This is a genomic window from Geodermatophilus sabuli (assembly GCF_010686765.1).
In the GTDB taxonomy this organism is placed as follows: Bacteria; Actinomycetota; Actinomycetes; order Mycobacteriales; family Geodermatophilaceae; genus Geodermatophilus; species Geodermatophilus sabuli_A.
In genome coordinates this window covers 59404-73971 of sequence record NZ_JAAGWF010000028.1, presented here as the reverse complement: position 1 = coordinate 73971, position 14568 = coordinate 59404, and the positions used below count along the sequence as shown (strand labels likewise).

Here is a 14568-nt window from a genome sequence, read left to right as displayed (position 1 = left end):
CCCCGGCACTCACCAGCTCGCACCAGGTCCCTGCGGCGGGGCCGTCAGCCGAAGAAGACCTCCACCTCGGCGTACCGCTCCACCGGCACCAGCTTGAGCTGGGCGGTGGCCGCCGACAGCGGGACACGGACGATGTCGGTGCCGCGCAGCGCCACCATCACCCCGGACTGCCCGTCGTGGACGGCGTCGACCGCGGCCAGCCCGAAGCGGGTGGCGAGCACGCGGTCGAACGGCGACGGGGTGCCGCCGCGCTGGATGTGCCCGAGGACGACCGCCCGGGACTCCCGGCCGGTGCGCGCCTCGATGAGCGAGGCCAGCGCGGTGCCGATGCCGCCGAGCCGCACGTGGCCGAAGGCGTCCTTGTCCCCCGCGGCGAGCACCATGCCGCCGTCCTTCGGGGTGGCGCCCTCGGAGACCACGACGATCGGCGAGTACCCGGAGTCGAAACGGTGCTGGCAGTGCGCGACGACGGCGTCGACGTCGAAGGGCTGCTCGGGGATGAGGACGACGGTGGCGCCCCCCGCCATGCCGGCGTGCAGCGCGATCCACCCGGCGTGCCGCCCCATCACCTCGACGACCAGGGTCCGGTGGTGGCTGTCCCCGGTGGTGTGCAGCCGGTCGATCGCCTCGGTGGCGACGCCGAGCGCGGTGTCGAAGCCGAAGGTGTAGTCGGTGGCGTCCAGGTCGTTGTCGATCGTCTTGGGGACGCCGACCACCCGCATCCCGGCCTCGGCCAGCCGGGTGGCCACCCCGAGGGTGTCCTCGCCGCCGATCGGTATCAGCGCGTCGATGCCGAGCCTCTCGAGGTTGGCCAGCACCCGGTCCGCGCCGCCCTCCAGCGCGTACGGGTTGGTCCGCGACGTGCCCAGCACCGTGCCGCCGCGGGGCAGGATGCCGCGGACCGCGGCGAGGTCCATCGGCACCGTGTCGGCCTCGAGCACGCCACGCCACCCGTCCCGGAAACCGACGACCTCGTCGCCGTGGTGGGTGACGCTCTTGCGGACCACGGCCCGGATCACCGCGTTGAGGCCCGGGCAGTCACCGCCGCCGGTCAGGATGCCGATGCGCATGTGCGTCCTCCGGGAAGGGTTCTCGCTGCTCAGCGGTTGGTGGGGGCCATGATGCCGCACTCGGACGCAGCGCACGCGTGACCCGCCTGATCGCCGTCACCGGGGCCAGCGGCACGCTCGGCGGCCGGGTCGCCGCCCGGGTTGCCGGGCGGGACGACGTCGCGGTGCGGCTGGTCGTCCGCGACCCCGGCCGCGCCCCGCGGCTGCCCGGCGCGCAGGTCGTCGCGGCGCCCGGCGGGTACGCCGACGGCCCCGGCCTGAGCCGCGCACTGGACGGCGTGCACACCCTGTACCTGGTGTCCGCTGCGGAGGCCGAGGACCGGCTGGAGCAGCACCGCACCGCCGTCGCCGCGGCGGCGGACGCGGGCGTCGAGCGGGTCGTCTACACCTCGTTCCTCGGCGCCGCCCCGGACGCGGTGTTCACCCTGGCCCGGCAGCACGCGGCCACCGAGGCGGCGATCGCCGCCACCGGCGTGCGCCACACCGCCCTCCGGCACGCCATGTACGCCGACTTCGTGCCCTTCTTCGCCACCGTCGAGGACGGGCAGGCGGTGATCGCCGCCCCGGCCGGCGACGGGCGGGCCGCCTTCGTCTCCCGCGACGACCTGGCCGACGTGGGTGCCGCCGTCCTGCTCGACGACTCCCCCGCCCTCGACGGCCGCGCGCTGGACGTGACCGGCCCCGAGGCACTGTCGATGGACGAGGCGGCCGCGGTGCTCGCCGAGGTGACCGGGCGCCCGGCGGTCTACCGCCGGCAGACCGTCGAGGAGGCCTGGGCCACCCGGCGCCCCTCCGGGCACCCCGACTGGGAGGTCGAGGGCTGGGTCACCAGCTACCTGGCCATCGCCGCCGGCGAGATGGCGGCGGTGACCGACGTCGTCCCGTCGCTGACCGGGCACCCGGCGCGGACCGTCGCCGAGCACCTGCGCGCCCATCCCGAGGACTGGGCTCCGCTGCGCGGCTGAGCCGGTCGCGGGACGGGGGACAACGGCCCTGTCGGGCCCTCCGGGTCGGGCCTAGCGTCGGCGGCCTCCCCCAGCGGCGGCAGGAGGCCTCCCATGGATCTCCCCTACCAGGCGTCCGACGACGTCCACGTGCTCCCGGCGAACCTGACCCTGCCGGGCCTCGGCGTCCTGCCGATCAACGCCTTCCTGCTCATGGCCGAGCAACCGGTGCTCGTCGACACCGGCCTCGGGGTGGACGCCGACGAGTTCGTCGCCGCAGTGGGCTCGGTCATCGACCCCCGGGAGATCCGGTGGCTCTGGCTGACCCACGACGACGCCGACCACACCGGCAACATCGCGCGGATCATGGAGCTGGCACCGAACGCCCGGCTGGTCACCCACGGGTTCGCCGCGCTGCGGATGTCGACCTGGTGGCCGGTGCCGATGGACCGGGTGCACGCCATCCGGCCCGGGGACGACCTCCACGTCGGTGACCGCACGCTGACCGCCGTCGCGCCGCCGCTGTTCGACAACCCCATGTCGATCGGGGCGCTGGACCGGTCCACCGGCGCGCTCTTCAGCGTCGACGCCTTCGGGGCGATCCTCCCGGAGCCCACCCAGTCGGCCTCGGACGTGCCCCCGGAGGCCCTGGCCGGCGGCATGCTCGGCTGGGCCCTGTCCGACTCGCCGTGGGTGCACCTCACCGAGCCCGCCGGGTTCGGACAGGTCCTCGACCGGGTGCGCCGGATCCAGCCGAGGCGGATCTTCTCCTCGCACCTGCCGGCCGCGGACGGGACGTCCCTCGAGGAGTTCCTGACCGTGCTGCAGCAGGTACCGGCCGCCGAACCGGACATCCCGCCCGACGCCGAGCAGTTCGCGCAGATGGTGGAGGCGCTGACCGCTGACCAGCGCGCCGGGGTGCCGGTGCCGCGGACCGCGGTGGAGCCGCAGCCGAGCCCCGCCGGACAGGCGCGGCAGGGCTGACGGTCAGACGCCGACGGAGCCGTCGATCCGCTCGCGGAGCAGGTCGGCGTGCCCGTTGTGCCGCGCGTACTCCTGCACGAGGTGCACCAGCACGCGGCGCAGCGAGTACTGCTCCCCGGAGCCGCGGTCGCGCCCCGTCACCTCCAGCGAGGCGGCCGCCTGCTCGGTCCGGCGGGCATGGGCGATCTCGGTCTCCCAGGCCTCGAACGCCTCCGCGCGGGAGGCCCCGTCGACGTCGAAGGCCGCCCCGTGCTCCCCGGCGGCCGACCACAGCCACGGCACGTCCTGCCCCTCGAGCACCCGGCGGGACCAGGACCGCTCCACCTCCGCCATGTGCCGGACGAGCCCGAGCAGCGACAGCGCCGACGGCGCGGCCGCACGGCGGCGGAGGTCCTCGTCCGACAGCCCGGCGCACTTGACCGCCAGCGTCTCCCGGTGGAACTCCAGGTAGGCCCGCAGGAGCTCCCGCTCGCCCCCGGTGCGGGGCACGGCGGTCCGGTCGGCGCTCACCCGGTCGCCATCGCCCAGACCGTGGGCCCGCCGGCACCCAGCCGGGCCTCGTGCCGCACCGACATCCCGTGCGCCTCGTAGAACGGCACGTTGACCGGGTTCATCGTGTCCAGGCAGGCGACCAGGCCGGCGGAGCGTGCCGCGGCGAGACCACGCTCGAGCACCTCGCCGCCGAGACCCTGGTGCCGGGCGTCGGGGTGGACGGCGAGCAGGTGCAGGTAGGCGTGCGGCCGGCTCGGCCGCAGTTCGTCCAGCAGGCCGAGCGCGCCGCCGACCTCCGCGGCGCGCTCGGCCCCCATGAAGGCGGTCATGAGCCCGCCGACCGTGGGCAGCGACTCCGCGGCGGCCTCGGGCTCGGCGTCGTCCGGTCGCGGCCACTGCCACATCGCCACCGCGAGGGGGGCCGGACGCCGGACGACGTCCACCCGCCCGTCGGCGAGGTAGTGCTCGGCGAACAGGCCGAACATCGCTGCGCACGCGTGTGGCCGCGCGTCGTCGTCCGGGTAGAACCACCTCATCAGCGGGTCGTCGACGAAGGCACGGGCCAGGAGCGTGCGCGCCTCGGCGGGATCCAGGTCTGCCACGCCGGCCAGCCTCCCGCGCGGGCCCCGGCGCCGCCAAGGGCCGCGGCCGCGGTCGGGTGCCGGCCGCCGCGGTCAGCGGCGGGCGGCGGCCATGGCGTTCCAGCGCTCCCGGTTGTACCGGGCGTCGACCAGCGCGTCGTGGGTGCCGCTGGGCTTGGGGGGCAGCGGCGGCTGACCGAGGTCGTCCCAGCGCTGGCGCAGCTCACGGGTGAACCGCGGGATGGGCCGCGGCAGCGCCGGCATCGCCCCCCACAGCTGGCACAGCGCCACGTGGTCGTAGGCAGCGAACCAGGCCCACAGCTCGATCTCCTCACCGGGGCCGGTGAGGAAGGCCAGCAGGTCGTCCCGGATCCGCTCCCGGCTGCGCCACGCCCGGTCGGCCGGCGACGGCAGCTGGTCGAGCACGTTGCGGCGCACCCACGGGATGGCCTTCCCGGGGTCGAACTCGGTGCTCACGGCGTAGAACTCCCGGCCGGCCTCGTCGACGACCCCGATCGAGACCAGGTCGATGGTGGTGCCGTCCTCGATGAACTCGGTGTCGTAGAAGAACCGGCGCACGGGCCCACGGTAGGTCCTCGGGTTAGGTTGCCCTCATGCCGGTGCTGGCGATCGACGCGGGGACGACCGGGGTGACGGCGCTGGTCGTGGGTGAGGACGGCGGCGTCCTCGCCCGCGGCTACCGCGAGTTCGCCCAGCTGTTCCCCCGCCCCGGGTGGGTCGAGCACGAACCCGACGACATCTGGACCGCGACGGTGGCCGCCTGCCGGGAGGCGCTGGCCGGCACCGACGCGGAGCCCACCTGCGTCGGGATCACCGACCAGCGGGAGACCGCGGTCGTGTGGGACCGGCGGTCGCTGCGCGCGCCGCGGCCGGCGATCGTGTGGCAGGACCGCCGGACCACCGGCATCTGCGACCGGCTGCGGTCCGACGGCGCGGAGCCCCGGGTCACCGAGCTGACCGGGCTGCGGCTGGACCCGTACTTCACCGCGACGAAGTACTGCTGGCTGGCCACCGAGGAGCCCCGGACGTGGGCCGGCGTCCGCGACGGCGCCCTCGCCCTCGGCACGGTCGACTCCTACGTGGTCGCCCGGCTGACCGGCGGGGCCGCACACGTCACCGACCCGAGCAACGCCAGCCGGACGCTGCTGTACGACCTGGAGGAGGGCGGCTGGTCCGACGAGCTGTGCGAGCTGTTCGGCGTCCCGCGGTCGGCCCTGCCCGACCTCGTGCCGAGCTCCGGCGTCGTCGGCACCACCGACCCGGACGCGTTCCTCGGCCTGTCGCTCCCCGTCGCCGGCATCGCCGGCGACCAGCAGGCGGCCCTCTTCGGGCAGGCCTGCTTCTCCCCCGGGACGAGCAAGTGCACCTACGGCACCGGCTCGTTCGTGCTCACCAACACCGGGACGACGCCGGTGCGCTCCGACGCCGGCCTGCTGACCACCGTGGCGTGGGACCTCGGCGACGGGCTGGTGTACGCCCTGGAGGGCGCCGTCTTCGTGACCGGCGCGGCCGTGCAGTGGCTGCGCGACGGCCTGGGGCTGATCGACTCCGCGGCCGAGATCGAGGGGCTGGCGCGGACGGTGCCCGACTCCGGGGACGTCGTCTTCGTGCCGGCGCTGACCGGCATGGGCGCGCCGCACTGGGACCCGCACGCCCGCGGCGCGATCCTCGGCATCACCCGCGGCACCACCCGCGCGCACCTGGCCCGGGCCACCCTGGAGGCGATCTCGTTCGAGGTGCGCGACGTCGTCGACGTGATGGTCGACGAGGCGGGCCTCGAGGTGCCGGAGCTCTCGGCCGACGGCGGCGCGAGCGCGAACGACCTGCTGCTGCAGATGCAGGCCGACCAGCTCGGTGTCCCGGTCCGCCGTCCCGAGGTCACCGAGACGACGGCGCTGGGCGCGGCCTTCCTCGCCGGGCTCGGCACCGGCGTGTGGGGCAGCACGGACGAGCTCGCCGACACCTGGACGCTCGACCGCCGGTTCGAACCCGAGCCCGGTCGCCGGGACGACGGCCGGCACGACCGCTGGCGGACCGCCGTCGCGCGGGCCGGGGGGTGGACGTCGTGACCGGGGCGCGGCACGCCGACCTGCCCCTCCGCGACGGCGACCTGGTGGAGTTCCTGCTGGCCCGCTTCGACGAGGACGAGGAGGCCGCCCGCTTCGTCCAGCTCAGCCCGGCCCCGACGAACCGGGCCCTGGTCGACCACGTGCTGCGCGACGCCGACGCCAAGAGGCAGCTGGTGCAGTACTTCCGCGAGCTCGAGGAGCGCGGCGCGCGCGGGGCCACGATGGACCACGCGCTGCGGCTGATCGCCCAGACCTACGCCGACCACCCGCACTACCGCGACGAGTGGCGCCCCTGAGGCAGCTCCGGCTCAGATCGCGGTGACCGGCGCCTTGTCCTCGGTGCCGTGCACGGCGCGCGCGGTCGCCGCGCGCCGGCGGTCCAGCCAGGTCATGACCGGCGCGGCCGTCGTCCCGTGCAGCACCACCGACCCCACGACGGCCAGCACGGTGACCGCCCAGAGCCGGTCGGCACCGGGGATGCCGGACTCGCTCAGCCCGTAGGCCACGTAGTAGAGCGAGCCGATCCCGCGGATCCCGAAGAACGCGATCACCGCCCGCTCCCGGCGGCCGGTGTCCCCGCCGAGCAGGCCGATCGCGCCGGTGACCGGTCGCACCACCAGCAGGAACAACAGCACGAACACGACCTCGGCCCAGCCGACGTCGGCGAGGATGCCGCGGCTGATCGCGCCGCCGACCAGCAGGAGCACCACCACGGTCAGGCCCCGCTCGAGCTGCTCCACGTGCGCGTGCAGCACGCGGTGGCGGCCGTGCGCCCGCTCGGCCGCCCGCACCGTGGCGGCACAGACGAAGACCGCGATGAAGCCGTACCCCTCGACGAGCTCCGCGGCGCCGTAGGCCATCAGGATGCCGGTCAGGGCGACGAAGCCCTCCGCCCGCTCGGCGAGCCGGATGCGCTCGGCCGGCCGTGAGAAGAAGAGCACGCGCAGCAGCCAGCCGACGGCGATGCCCATCGCCACGCCCGCCGCGATCCGCCAGAGCACGTCGACGGCCAGCCACTTCCCGACCCACCCGCCGGGGGCGGCGCCGACGGCGGCCATGGTGATCGCGGCGTAGGTGAACGGGAAGGCCAGCCCGTCGTTGAGCCCGGCTTCGGACGTCAGCGCGAAGCGCGTCTCGTCCTCGCTGCTCTCGTCGTCGCTGGGCTCGGCGACCTGGACCTCGGTGGCCAGCACCGGGTCGGTCGGGGCGAGCGCCGCCGCCAGGAGCAGCGCCGCGGCCGCGCCCAGACCGAGCAGCCAGCCGCCGAGCAGGCTCATGGCCAGGATGGACAGCGGCATGGTCACGGCCAGGAGTCGCCACGTGGAGGACCACCGCCGCCAGCCGATCGGCCGGTCCAGCGCCAGGCCGGCGCCCATCAGCGAGACGATGACGACGATCTCGGTGAGGTGGAGGGCGACGGTCTCGTGCTGCACCGGGTCGGGTGTCGGCAGCTCCTCGACGAGCGCGAACGCCAGCGTGCCCAGCCCGACGAAGACCATCGGCATGGACAGCGGGGCGCGGCTGAGCAGCCGGGGCAGGAGCGCGGCCAGCAGGGCGGCGACGCCCGCGGCGGCGTAGAGCAGTCCGGTGGGCTCCACCGGTCAGCAGGTGCCGCGGCGGCGGGGAAGGTGGCGCACCACTGGAGTGTGGGCGATCGGCGGCGGTCCGGCTCGGTGGAGGGCATCTCCGACCGGCCGGGCCGGGTTCAACCGGCCAGGGACTCCGGTGCGCGGTCGCCGGCCTCGTCGGCCGGGGGCTGCAGCTTCGAGACCACCTCCGACGCCGTCGCCCCGGTGGCGTCCATCGACTTCTTCACCGTGGCCCCGTAGACGTCGACGTACTCCTGCGCCGACAGGGTCATGATCTCGTACATGATCTCGTCGGTGATCGACCGTTCGACGAACCGGTCGCCGGCCAGACCCTCGTAACGGCTGAAGTCCAGCGGCTCCCCGAACCGCACGCTCACCCGCGGCAGCCGCCGGCCGATCAGCGGCAGCCGGCGCGGCCGGTAGACCATCGCCACCGGCACGACGGGGGCACCGGTCTCCAGTGCCATCCGGGCCACCCCGGTCTTGCCGCGGAACAGCCGGCCGTCGGGCGAGCGGGTGCCCTCGGGGTAGATGCCGAGCACCTTGCCTTCCCGCAGGATCCGCAGCCCGGTGAGGATCGCGTTCTCGGCCGCCGAGGCGCTGGACCGGTCGATCGGCACCTGCCCGGCCCCGGAGAAGAACGCCCGCTGCAGGAAGCCCTTGAGGCCGGTGCCGGTGAAGTACTCGGCCTTGGCGAGGAAGGTCACCCGCCTGCGCAGGGACAGGGGCATGAACACCCAGTCGGCCGCCGACAGGTGGTTGCTCGCGAGGATGGCCGCGCCGGTCCGCGGGATGTGGTGCACGCCCTCCACCCGGGGTCGGAAGACCAGCTTCACGACCGGGCCGATCGCGACGAACTTGAGGAACCAGTAGAACAACACGCCTCCCTCTGGGGCTGTCAGACTAGGGAGCCCGGTGGCCGATGGACAATCGACGGTCCGCACCGCCGGGCAGCTCCCCGCCCAGCCCTGTCGGTCGGCACCCGCCGACGCCGAGGAGGACCTCCGTGCCCGACGACTCGGTGCCCACCGTCCCGGCACCCGTGTCCGGCCTGCTGCCCGGCGCCGAGCCGTTCGCGTTCCCCGGCGGCCCGGCGGGTGCAGGGACCGGCGTCCTGCTGGTGCACGGTTTCACCGGGTCGCCGTCCAGCCTGCGCCCGTGGGGTGAGCACCTGGCCGCTGAGGGCTTCGCCGTCCGGGCGCCGCTGCTGCCCGGCCACGGCACCCGCTGGCAGGACTGCAACCTGACCACCGAGGACGACTGGCTGGGTGCGGTCTCCCGCGGCCTCGACGAGCTGGCCGCGGAGTGCGACCGGGTCGTGGTCGCCGGCCTGTCGATGGGTGGCACCCTGGCCCTGCGGCTGGCCGAGCTGCGGCCGGACGACGTGGCCGGCCTGGTGCTGGTGAACCCGTCGCTGCTCACCCAGCGGCTCGACGCCAAGCTGCTGCCGCTGCTGGCCCGCGTGACCCCCAGCTGGGCGCCGATCGGCAACGACGTCAAGAAGCCCGGCGTCACCGAGCTGGCCTATCCCAGGCTGCCCACCCGGGCGGTCCTGGCCCTGCGCCGGCTGTGGGCGGCGACCCGCGCCGACCTCGGCCGGGTGCGCGCGCCCCTGCTGGTCTTCCGCAGCGTCACCGACCACGTCGTCGAACCGGCCTCGGTGCGGGTGCTGCTCGCCGGGGTGGCCAGCACCGACGCGACGGAGGTGCTGCTCGAGGACAGCTACCACGTCGCCACGCTGGACAACGACGCCCCGGCCATCTGCCGGGGCTCCGTCGACTGGATCCGTGCCCGGGTCCCGGCCCTCGACGAGAGGACATGAGCGGCCCGCGCCGGGGCCGGCGGGACAACGGCCTGGACGCCGCGCTCTGGGCGCCGCTGCGCGACGTGGACCCCCGCGTCGGCGAGCACCTCCTCGACCTGCTGCGGGAGGCGGGCATCGCCGCCTACCTGGAGCCGTCGGCCGACGTCGAGCCCTACACCCGCAGCGTGTCGCTGCCCAGCCCGCCGGCCGACCGGCTGTTCGTCGACCGCTCCCGCGCGGCCGAGGCGCGCGCCCTGGTCGAGCAGCACGTCGACGAGCACGTGCCCGAACGCGCCCCCACCCCGCCACGGGCGGTGCGCCGGGACGTCGACGAGGACGCCGAGTGGGAGCGCATCGTGGCGGCGTTCGAGGCCGAGCACGGCCGGACGGTGGTCGGCGAGGAGCCCTCCGACGCCGTACCCCCCGCACCCGTCGAGCCCGAGGTGCTCGACCGGCCCGAGGAGCACTACGAGCCCCCGCCGGCTCCCCCGGTCCCGGCCCCGGCGCCCGCGTCGCTGTACGCGGTCCTGCTCATCGCCGCCGGCGCCGTCCTGGTGGTCGCCCCGAGGGTGCTCGGGTTCTCCTCCGACGTCGGGCTGGTGCTGGGCGTGGCCGCCGTCGTGGGCGGGGTCGGGGTGCTGGTGTCGCGCATGCGGGAACGCTCGACGGAGGACGGGGACGACGGCGCCGTCGTCTAATAGCCTGCGCAGGATGGAGGCCGCGGCCCACTCGACCACCGTCACGCTCACCGGTCACCTCATGGACACCGGCATCCTGGCCCGGGTCCTCGACGACGTCCTCGAGTACGGCGGCGACTACCGCATCGAGGACCTCGCGCTGGGCCGGCAGCACGAGGACGAGTCCCGGGCGCTGATCCGGCTCAGCGCCGGGGACGGCGAGCTGCTGGCGCGGATCGTCATGCGGCTGCAGACCCACGGGGCCAACGCCGTCGACCCCGGGACGGCGACGCTGCGGCCGGCGCCGGCCGACGGCGTCTTCCCCGAGGACTTCTACTCGACGACCAACCTGGACACCTACGTGCGGCTGGACCGGGAGTGGCTGCCGGTGGACCGCGCGGAGATGGACTGCGGCCTGGTCGTCACCGAGACCGACGGGCGCCCCGTGGTGCGGACGGTCCCGGTGAGCGACGTGGCCGCCGGGGACGCCGTGGTGTGCGGTGCGCATGGGGTGCGGGTGGAGACGCCGCCGGCCGTCCCCCGCGGCGAGGAGGAGGCCTTCGGGTTCATGTCGTCGGTCGCCTCCAGCGAGAAGCCGCAGGTGGTGCAGGTCCGCCAGATCGCCGAGCGGATGCGGGAGGTCAAGGCGGCCGGGCAGAAGGTGCTGTGGGTGGGCGGCCCCGCGGTGGTGCACACCGGCGCCGCCCCGGCGATGGTCCGCCTGGTGGACGCCGGCTACGTCGACGTCCTGTTCGCCGGCAACGCGCTGGCCACCCACGACATCGAGTCGGCGCTGTACGGCACGTCGCTCGGGGTCGACCTGGCCAAGGGCTCGGGGGTGCCGCACGGGCACGAGCACCACATCAGGGCGATCAACACCGTCCGGGCGGCCGGATCGATCGCGGCGGCGGTGGACTCCGGCGTGCTCACCGGCGGCGTCATGCACGCCATGGTGCGGGCGGGGAAGCCGTTCGTCCTGGTCGGGTCGGTGCGCGACGACGGCCCCCTGCCCGACGTGTACACCGACGTGATCGAGGGTCAGCGGGCGATGCGGGCCCAGCTGCCCGACGTGGGCTTCGCGATCATGGTCGCCACCATGCTGCACGCCATCGCGACCGGGAACATCCTGCCCGCGTCGGTGCCCCTGGTCTGCGTGGACATCAACCCGGCGACGGTCACCAAGCTCGCCGACCGGGGCAGCGCGCAGGCGCTGGGGATCGTCACCGACATCGGCCTGTTCCTCGAGCAGCTCGCCCGGGAGCTGGCTCCCGAATGAGCCCGGCTACGCCGTGCCCTCCGCGACGGCGGTGCGCACCAGGTCGGCCGCGCCGACCAGGCCGGCCTGGGCGCCCAGCCGCGCGGCGACGATCCGCGGGCCCGGCCGGAACCCGCGGCCGGGCAGTGCCCGCTCCAGCCGGCCGCGCGCGGGGCCCAGCAGCATCTCCCCGAGCACGCTCACCCCACCGCCGATGACCACGACCTCCGGGTCGAGGACGGCGGCGAGGTCGGCGATGCCCTGACCCAGCCAGGACCCCACCTCGGCCAGGAGCTCCAGGGCCAGCGGGTCGCCGTCGGCCGCGGCCTTGGCGACGTCCTCACCGGTGAGCCGGTCGGCGTGGCCACCGACCCGCTCGAGCAGCAGCGCCGCGGCGGCCGGGGAGTTGCGGGCCACCTCCCGCGCGGTCTGGCCGAGCGCGGTGCCGCTGGCGTACTGCTCCCAGCAGCCGCGGTTGCCGCAGGCGCACAGCCGGCCGTCGGGGACCACGCGCATGTGCCCCCACTCCCCCGCCACCCCGTGCGAGCCGCGCTGCAGGCGGCCGTCCATGACGATGCCGCCGCCGATCCCGGTGCCGAGCGTGATCATCAGCGCGAGGTCGGCGCCCGCGGCGGCGCCGTAGCGGTACTCGGCCCAGGCGGCGGCGTCGGCGTCGTTGCCCACCCACATCGGCCGCTGCAGCCGCCCGGTGAGGTCCTGGCGCAGCGTGGAGTTGCGCCAGGCCAGGTGCGGGCTGAAGAGCACCGTGTCGCCGGTCCGGTCGAACCAGCCCGCCGCGCCGACCCCCACGCCGACCAGTGGCCCGCCGTGCCGGAGCGCCAGTTCCTCGACGACGGCGACGATGGCGTCCTCGGTCTCGCTGACCGACGCCCCGGGCGTGGCCCGGCGGGCCGTCGCCAGGACCGTCCCGTCGGGGGCGACGACGCCGCCGGCCACCTTGGTGCCGCCGATGTCGATGCCCAGGGCGGGCAGGTCCACGGCCGGCGGCTGCTCGGCGTCCACTCAGGCGATCTCGATGCGCTGGACCGGCGGCGGCCCGGGAGCGGGCTCCGGCTCGGCGTCGGGCGCCGGCTGCGTCGGCACGGGTTCGGCGAGGGTGCGCAGCGCCTCGGCGGCCGCGGTCAGCAGGTCGGCCAGGGCCGTGGTGACCTCGGGGCGTTCGCCGCGCACCACGGCCGCGGCCTGGCACAGCGGGCACCAGCGGCAGTCGGCCGGGTGGTCGCCGTCGGCCGCGGCGGACCGGCGGGCCTGCTGCAGGCTCTCGCCGAGGGTGGCGCCGAGCCCGGCCACCAGCCGGCGGGCCTCCTCCACCCAGTCCGGTGCATCGCTCATCGGGCGCTCCCCTCGGCGGCCAGCAGATCGGCCGGCCACTGTTGCGGATCGGGTGTGAAGGTCACTTCCAGCCGGGCCTGCGCCGTGCCGGCGTCGATCAGCGTCCCGGCCGTGACCACGCAGCGGCGCAGCAGGGCGTCGAGCCGGATCGAGCGGCGCGTCCCGGCGACGGTGACCACCAGGTCGTCGGCCCAGCGGGTGAGCTCGAGCCCACCCCGCTCGGCGAAGGGCAGGGGCAGCACCAGCCGCCGGTCGCCTCCGGCGCGGTCGGCGACCGGGTGCAGCGGCGGCGGTGACCCGGCGGCGTCGTCGGGCAGCAGCGTGCCCAGCGCCGCGACGTCACCGGGCGCCTCGGCGGCCTCCTCCACCCGCCGCACCGGGGCCAGGCCGGCCAGCGCGGTCAGGACGGCGTCCTGCTCGGCGACCCGCCGGGCCCACCACGGACCGGCGCCGCCGGGCAGGACCCGCACGAACACCCCCGTCGGGCGCTGGCCGTGCAGGGCCAGCGCGGTCACCGCGGCGCGCAGCGCCGGGACGGCGTCCGGCCGGGGCTGGGCGACCAGCCGCACCTCAGTGGTCGCCGGGTCGGTGGGGTCCAGCCCGCCGAGCAGGTCCTCGAGGGCGGCGACCGCGGCCAACCCGGCGTCCGCCGGCCCGCGACGCAGCGTGCCCGCGCGGACGGCGGCGGTCCGGACGGCGCCCAGCATCCGCAGCCGGGTCGGCAGGGCCTGGTCCAGCCACCACCGCAGCGCGCCGGGCAGCCCGACCAGCGCCGTGCCGGCGTCCAGCGGACCGGCGTCCACGACCACGGTGTCGGCCTCGGCGTCGCCCGCGGCGCGGGCCAGCCGGGAGAGCAGCGCCAGCTCGCCCATGCCCGGCAGCGGCACGACCGCGGCCGCCGGCGGCAGCGGGAGCCCGGGAACGGCGGTGCCGAGCTCCGCGGCGGAGGCCGTCCACAGCGACTCCAGGGCGCCCAGCGGCTCCACCGGCGCGACGGCCAGCCGGGGGACGGCGTCCAGCCCGGCGACCGGGCGACCCGGGCGGGTCAGCAGCAGGGTGCGGGCACCGGCCCGCGCCGACCGCACGGCGACGGCCGCGGCGAGCGTGGAGGTGCCGGCCCCACCGGGACCGGTGAGGAGGAGCGTGCGCATCGGGACGGTCAGCCCTCGACGCGCTTCTTGAGCTCCTTGAGCGCGGTGTCGAGGATGACCTTCTCCGCGCGCCGCTTGAGCATGCCGATCATCGGGATGTTCACGTCGACGGTGATGGCGTAACGGACCTCGGTGCTGCCCGGTGCGGTCTCGGTGAGGGTGTAGGAGCCCTCCTGGCGCTTCATCAGCTTGCTCTTCACCAGGGTCCAGGAGACCCGGCGGTCGTCGTCCCACGTGTACTCGAGGACGTAGTCGTCGCTGAGGACGGAGGCGTCGATGACGAAGTGCACCCGGCGCGCGCGGCCGTCGGGGCCGGGCTCGACGACCTCCACCTCCTTGGCGGCCGCCACCCACTGCGGATAGGCCGGGAAGTCGGCGATGACCGCCATGACGGCCGACGGCGGCGCCGCGACGGTGATCGACTGGGTGGACTGGTCGGCCATGGAGGCAGGCTAATCGCTCCCGCGGCGGGCGGGCCCCGGCACCACCGGCCGCTCCTACTCATGGGTAGCCGCCAGCCGCTAGATTTGGACGACGCCCGCGACCGGGGCCGCAGGCGACGGTGCCGTGGCCGGGAG

At 75.6% G+C, this 14568-nt stretch carries 17 protein-coding genes; 7 read left to right on the top strand and 10 right to left on the bottom strand.

All coding sequences use genetic code 11. The annotated features are described in order from the left end of the window. Nucleotides 1–44: 44 nt before the first annotated feature. The gene (locus GCU56_RS21205) at nt 45–1070 is read right to left on the bottom strand and encodes a 6-phosphofructokinase (protein WP_163484026.1); all 1026 of its coding nucleotides are present in this window, start codon (nt 1068–1070) and stop codon (nt 45–47) included. 77 nt (nt 1071–1147) lie between these two features. Between GCU56_RS21205 and GCU56_RS21200 the strand changes: the two genes are divergently transcribed. Together GCU56_RS21200 and GCU56_RS21195 are read left to right on the top strand one after the other, a co-directional pair. Further along, nucleotides 1148–2035: an NmrA family NAD(P)-binding protein gene (locus GCU56_RS21200; protein ID WP_163484024.1), complete on the top strand. Its 888-nt coding sequence runs from the start codon at nt 1148–1150 to the stop codon at nt 2033–2035. A gap of 93 nt (nt 2036–2128) precedes the next feature. Then, the gene (locus GCU56_RS21195; protein ID WP_163484023.1) at nt 2129–2998 is read left to right on the top strand and encodes an MBL fold metallo-hydrolase; all 870 of its coding nucleotides are present in this window, start codon (nt 2129–2131) and stop codon (nt 2996–2998) included. A gap of 3 nt (nt 2999–3001) precedes the next feature. Here the strand turns inward: GCU56_RS21195 and GCU56_RS21190 are convergent, their stop codons facing one another. From GCU56_RS21190 to GCU56_RS21180, 3 genes are all read right to left on the bottom strand, one after another. Further along, a complete protein-coding gene (locus GCU56_RS21190; RefSeq protein ID WP_163484021.1) occupies nt 3002–3508 on the bottom strand; it encodes a DinB family protein in 507 nt (168 codons plus the stop codon). After that, nucleotides 3505–4092, bottom strand: coding sequence for a GNAT family N-acetyltransferase (locus tag GCU56_RS21185; protein WP_163484019.1), 588 nt, complete (start codon nt 4090–4092; stop codon nt 3505–3507). The genes GCU56_RS21190 and GCU56_RS21185 overlap by 4 nt, the downstream gene beginning before the upstream one ends. A gap of 72 nt (nt 4093–4164) precedes the next feature. Further along, nucleotides 4165–4650 (bottom strand): polyadenylate-specific 3'-exoribonuclease AS, encoded by a 486-nt coding sequence (locus tag GCU56_RS21180; protein WP_163484018.1) that lies wholly within the window; start codon nt 4648–4650, stop codon nt 4165–4167. A gap of 35 nt (nt 4651–4685) precedes the next feature. Here GCU56_RS21180 and glpK point away from each other — a divergent pair, with 35 nt between their 5' ends. Next, the gene (gene glpK / locus GCU56_RS21175) at nt 4686–6161 is read left to right on the top strand and encodes a glycerol kinase GlpK (RefSeq protein WP_163484016.1); all 1476 of its coding nucleotides are present in this window, start codon (nt 4686–4688) and stop codon (nt 6159–6161) included. Continuing rightward, nucleotides 6158–6457, top strand: a complete 300-nt coding sequence (locus GCU56_RS21170; RefSeq protein ID WP_163484014.1) for a DUF6221 family protein — start codon at nt 6158–6160, stop codon at nt 6455–6457. The genes glpK and GCU56_RS21170 overlap by 4 nt, the downstream gene beginning before the upstream one ends. Before the next feature lie 12 nt (nt 6458–6469). Here GCU56_RS21170 and GCU56_RS21165 read toward each other — a convergent pair whose 3' ends face one another. Both GCU56_RS21165 and GCU56_RS21160 read right to left on the bottom strand, forming a co-directional pair. Continuing rightward, nucleotides 6470–7759 carry a cation:proton antiporter domain-containing protein gene (locus GCU56_RS21165; protein ID WP_204332577.1) on the bottom strand — a complete coding sequence of 430 codons (1290 nt, stop codon included), beginning with the start codon at nt 7757–7759 and terminating at the stop codon, nt 6470–6472. A 107-nt stretch (nt 7760–7866) separates the two neighbouring features. Next, nucleotides 7867–8631 carry a lysophospholipid acyltransferase family protein gene (locus GCU56_RS21160; protein WP_345771988.1) on the bottom strand — a complete coding sequence of 255 codons (765 nt, stop codon included), beginning with the start codon at nt 8629–8631 and terminating at the stop codon, nt 7867–7869. 125 nt (nt 8632–8756) lie between these two features. Between GCU56_RS21160 and GCU56_RS21155 the strand changes: the two genes are divergently transcribed. Genes GCU56_RS21155 through GCU56_RS21145 form a run of 3 tightly spaced genes read left to right on the top strand, consistent with a single transcriptional unit; the run spans nt 8757 to nt 11507 of the window. Further along, nucleotides 8757–9572, top strand: coding sequence for an alpha/beta hydrolase (locus tag GCU56_RS21155; protein ID WP_345771987.1), 816 nt, complete (start codon nt 8757–8759; stop codon nt 9570–9572). Next, on the top strand, nt 9569–10252 hold the full coding sequence (locus GCU56_RS21150) for a hypothetical protein (protein WP_163484010.1): 684 nt from the start codon (nt 9569–9571) through the stop codon (nt 10250–10252). The genes GCU56_RS21155 and GCU56_RS21150 overlap by 4 nt, the downstream gene beginning before the upstream one ends. Nucleotides 10253–10265: 13 nt before the next feature. Continuing rightward, nucleotides 10266–11507, top strand: coding sequence for an ornithine cyclodeaminase (locus tag GCU56_RS21145; protein WP_163484008.1), 1242 nt, complete (start codon nt 10266–10268; stop codon nt 11505–11507). Between the two features lie 6 nt (nt 11508–11513). On the opposite strand, the gene GCU56_RS21140 is transcribed toward GCU56_RS21145, so the two are convergent. The 4 genes from GCU56_RS21140 to GCU56_RS21125 are packed head-to-tail and all read right to left on the bottom strand — an operon-like array spanning nt 11514 to nt 14433. Then, on the bottom strand, nt 11514–12509 hold the full coding sequence (locus tag GCU56_RS21140) for an ROK family glucokinase (protein ID WP_163484006.1): 996 nt from the start codon (nt 12507–12509) through the stop codon (nt 11514–11516). Further along, complete coding sequence (locus GCU56_RS21135) at nt 12510–12839, bottom strand: hypothetical protein (RefSeq protein ID WP_163484004.1); 330 nt, start codon at nt 12837–12839, stop codon at nt 12510–12512. Continuing rightward, entirely contained in the window at nt 12836–13990 is a 1155-nt protein-coding gene (locus GCU56_RS21130) for an ArsA family ATPase (RefSeq protein WP_163484002.1), read from the bottom strand. Before GCU56_RS21130 ends, GCU56_RS21135 begins: the two co-directional genes overlap by 4 nt. 8 nt (nt 13991–13998) lie before the next feature. After that, nucleotides 13999–14433 (bottom strand): SRPBCC family protein, encoded by a 435-nt coding sequence (locus GCU56_RS21125; RefSeq protein WP_163484000.1) that lies wholly within the window; start codon nt 14431–14433, stop codon nt 13999–14001. Nucleotides 14434–14568 lie beyond the last annotated feature (135 nt).

What these genes read in the sequence shown, in the direction of transcription:
- GCU56_RS21130 (WP_163484002.1), bottom strand. Translation starts at nt 13,990, where the DNA reads ATGCGCACGCTCCTCCTCACCGGTCCCGGTGGGGCCGGCACCTCCACG.
- GCU56_RS21150 (WP_163484010.1), top strand. Translation starts at nt 9,569, where the DNA reads ATGAGCGGCCCGCGCCGGGGCCGGCGGGACAACGGCCTGGACGCCGCG.
- GCU56_RS21195 (WP_163484023.1), top strand. Translation starts at nt 2,129, where the DNA reads ATGGATCTCCCCTACCAGGCGTCCGACGACGTCCACGTGCTCCCGGCG.
- GCU56_RS21145 (WP_163484008.1), top strand. Translation starts at nt 10,266, where the DNA reads ATGGAGGCCGCGGCCCACTCGACCACCGTCACGCTCACCGGTCACCTC.
- glpK (WP_163484016.1), top strand. Translation starts at nt 4,686, where the DNA reads ATGCCGGTGCTGGCGATCGACGCGGGGACGACCGGGGTGACGGCGCTG.
- GCU56_RS21205 (WP_163484026.1), bottom strand. Translation starts at nt 1,070, where the DNA reads ATGCGCATCGGCATCCTGACCGGCGGCGGTGACTGCCCGGGCCTCAAC.
- GCU56_RS21125 (WP_163484000.1), bottom strand. Translation starts at nt 14,433, where the DNA reads ATGGCCGACCAGTCCACCCAGTCGATCACCGTCGCGGCGCCGCCGTCG.
- GCU56_RS21135 (WP_163484004.1), bottom strand. Translation starts at nt 12,839, where the DNA reads ATGAGCGATGCACCGGACTGGGTGGAGGAGGCCCGCCGGCTGGTGGCC.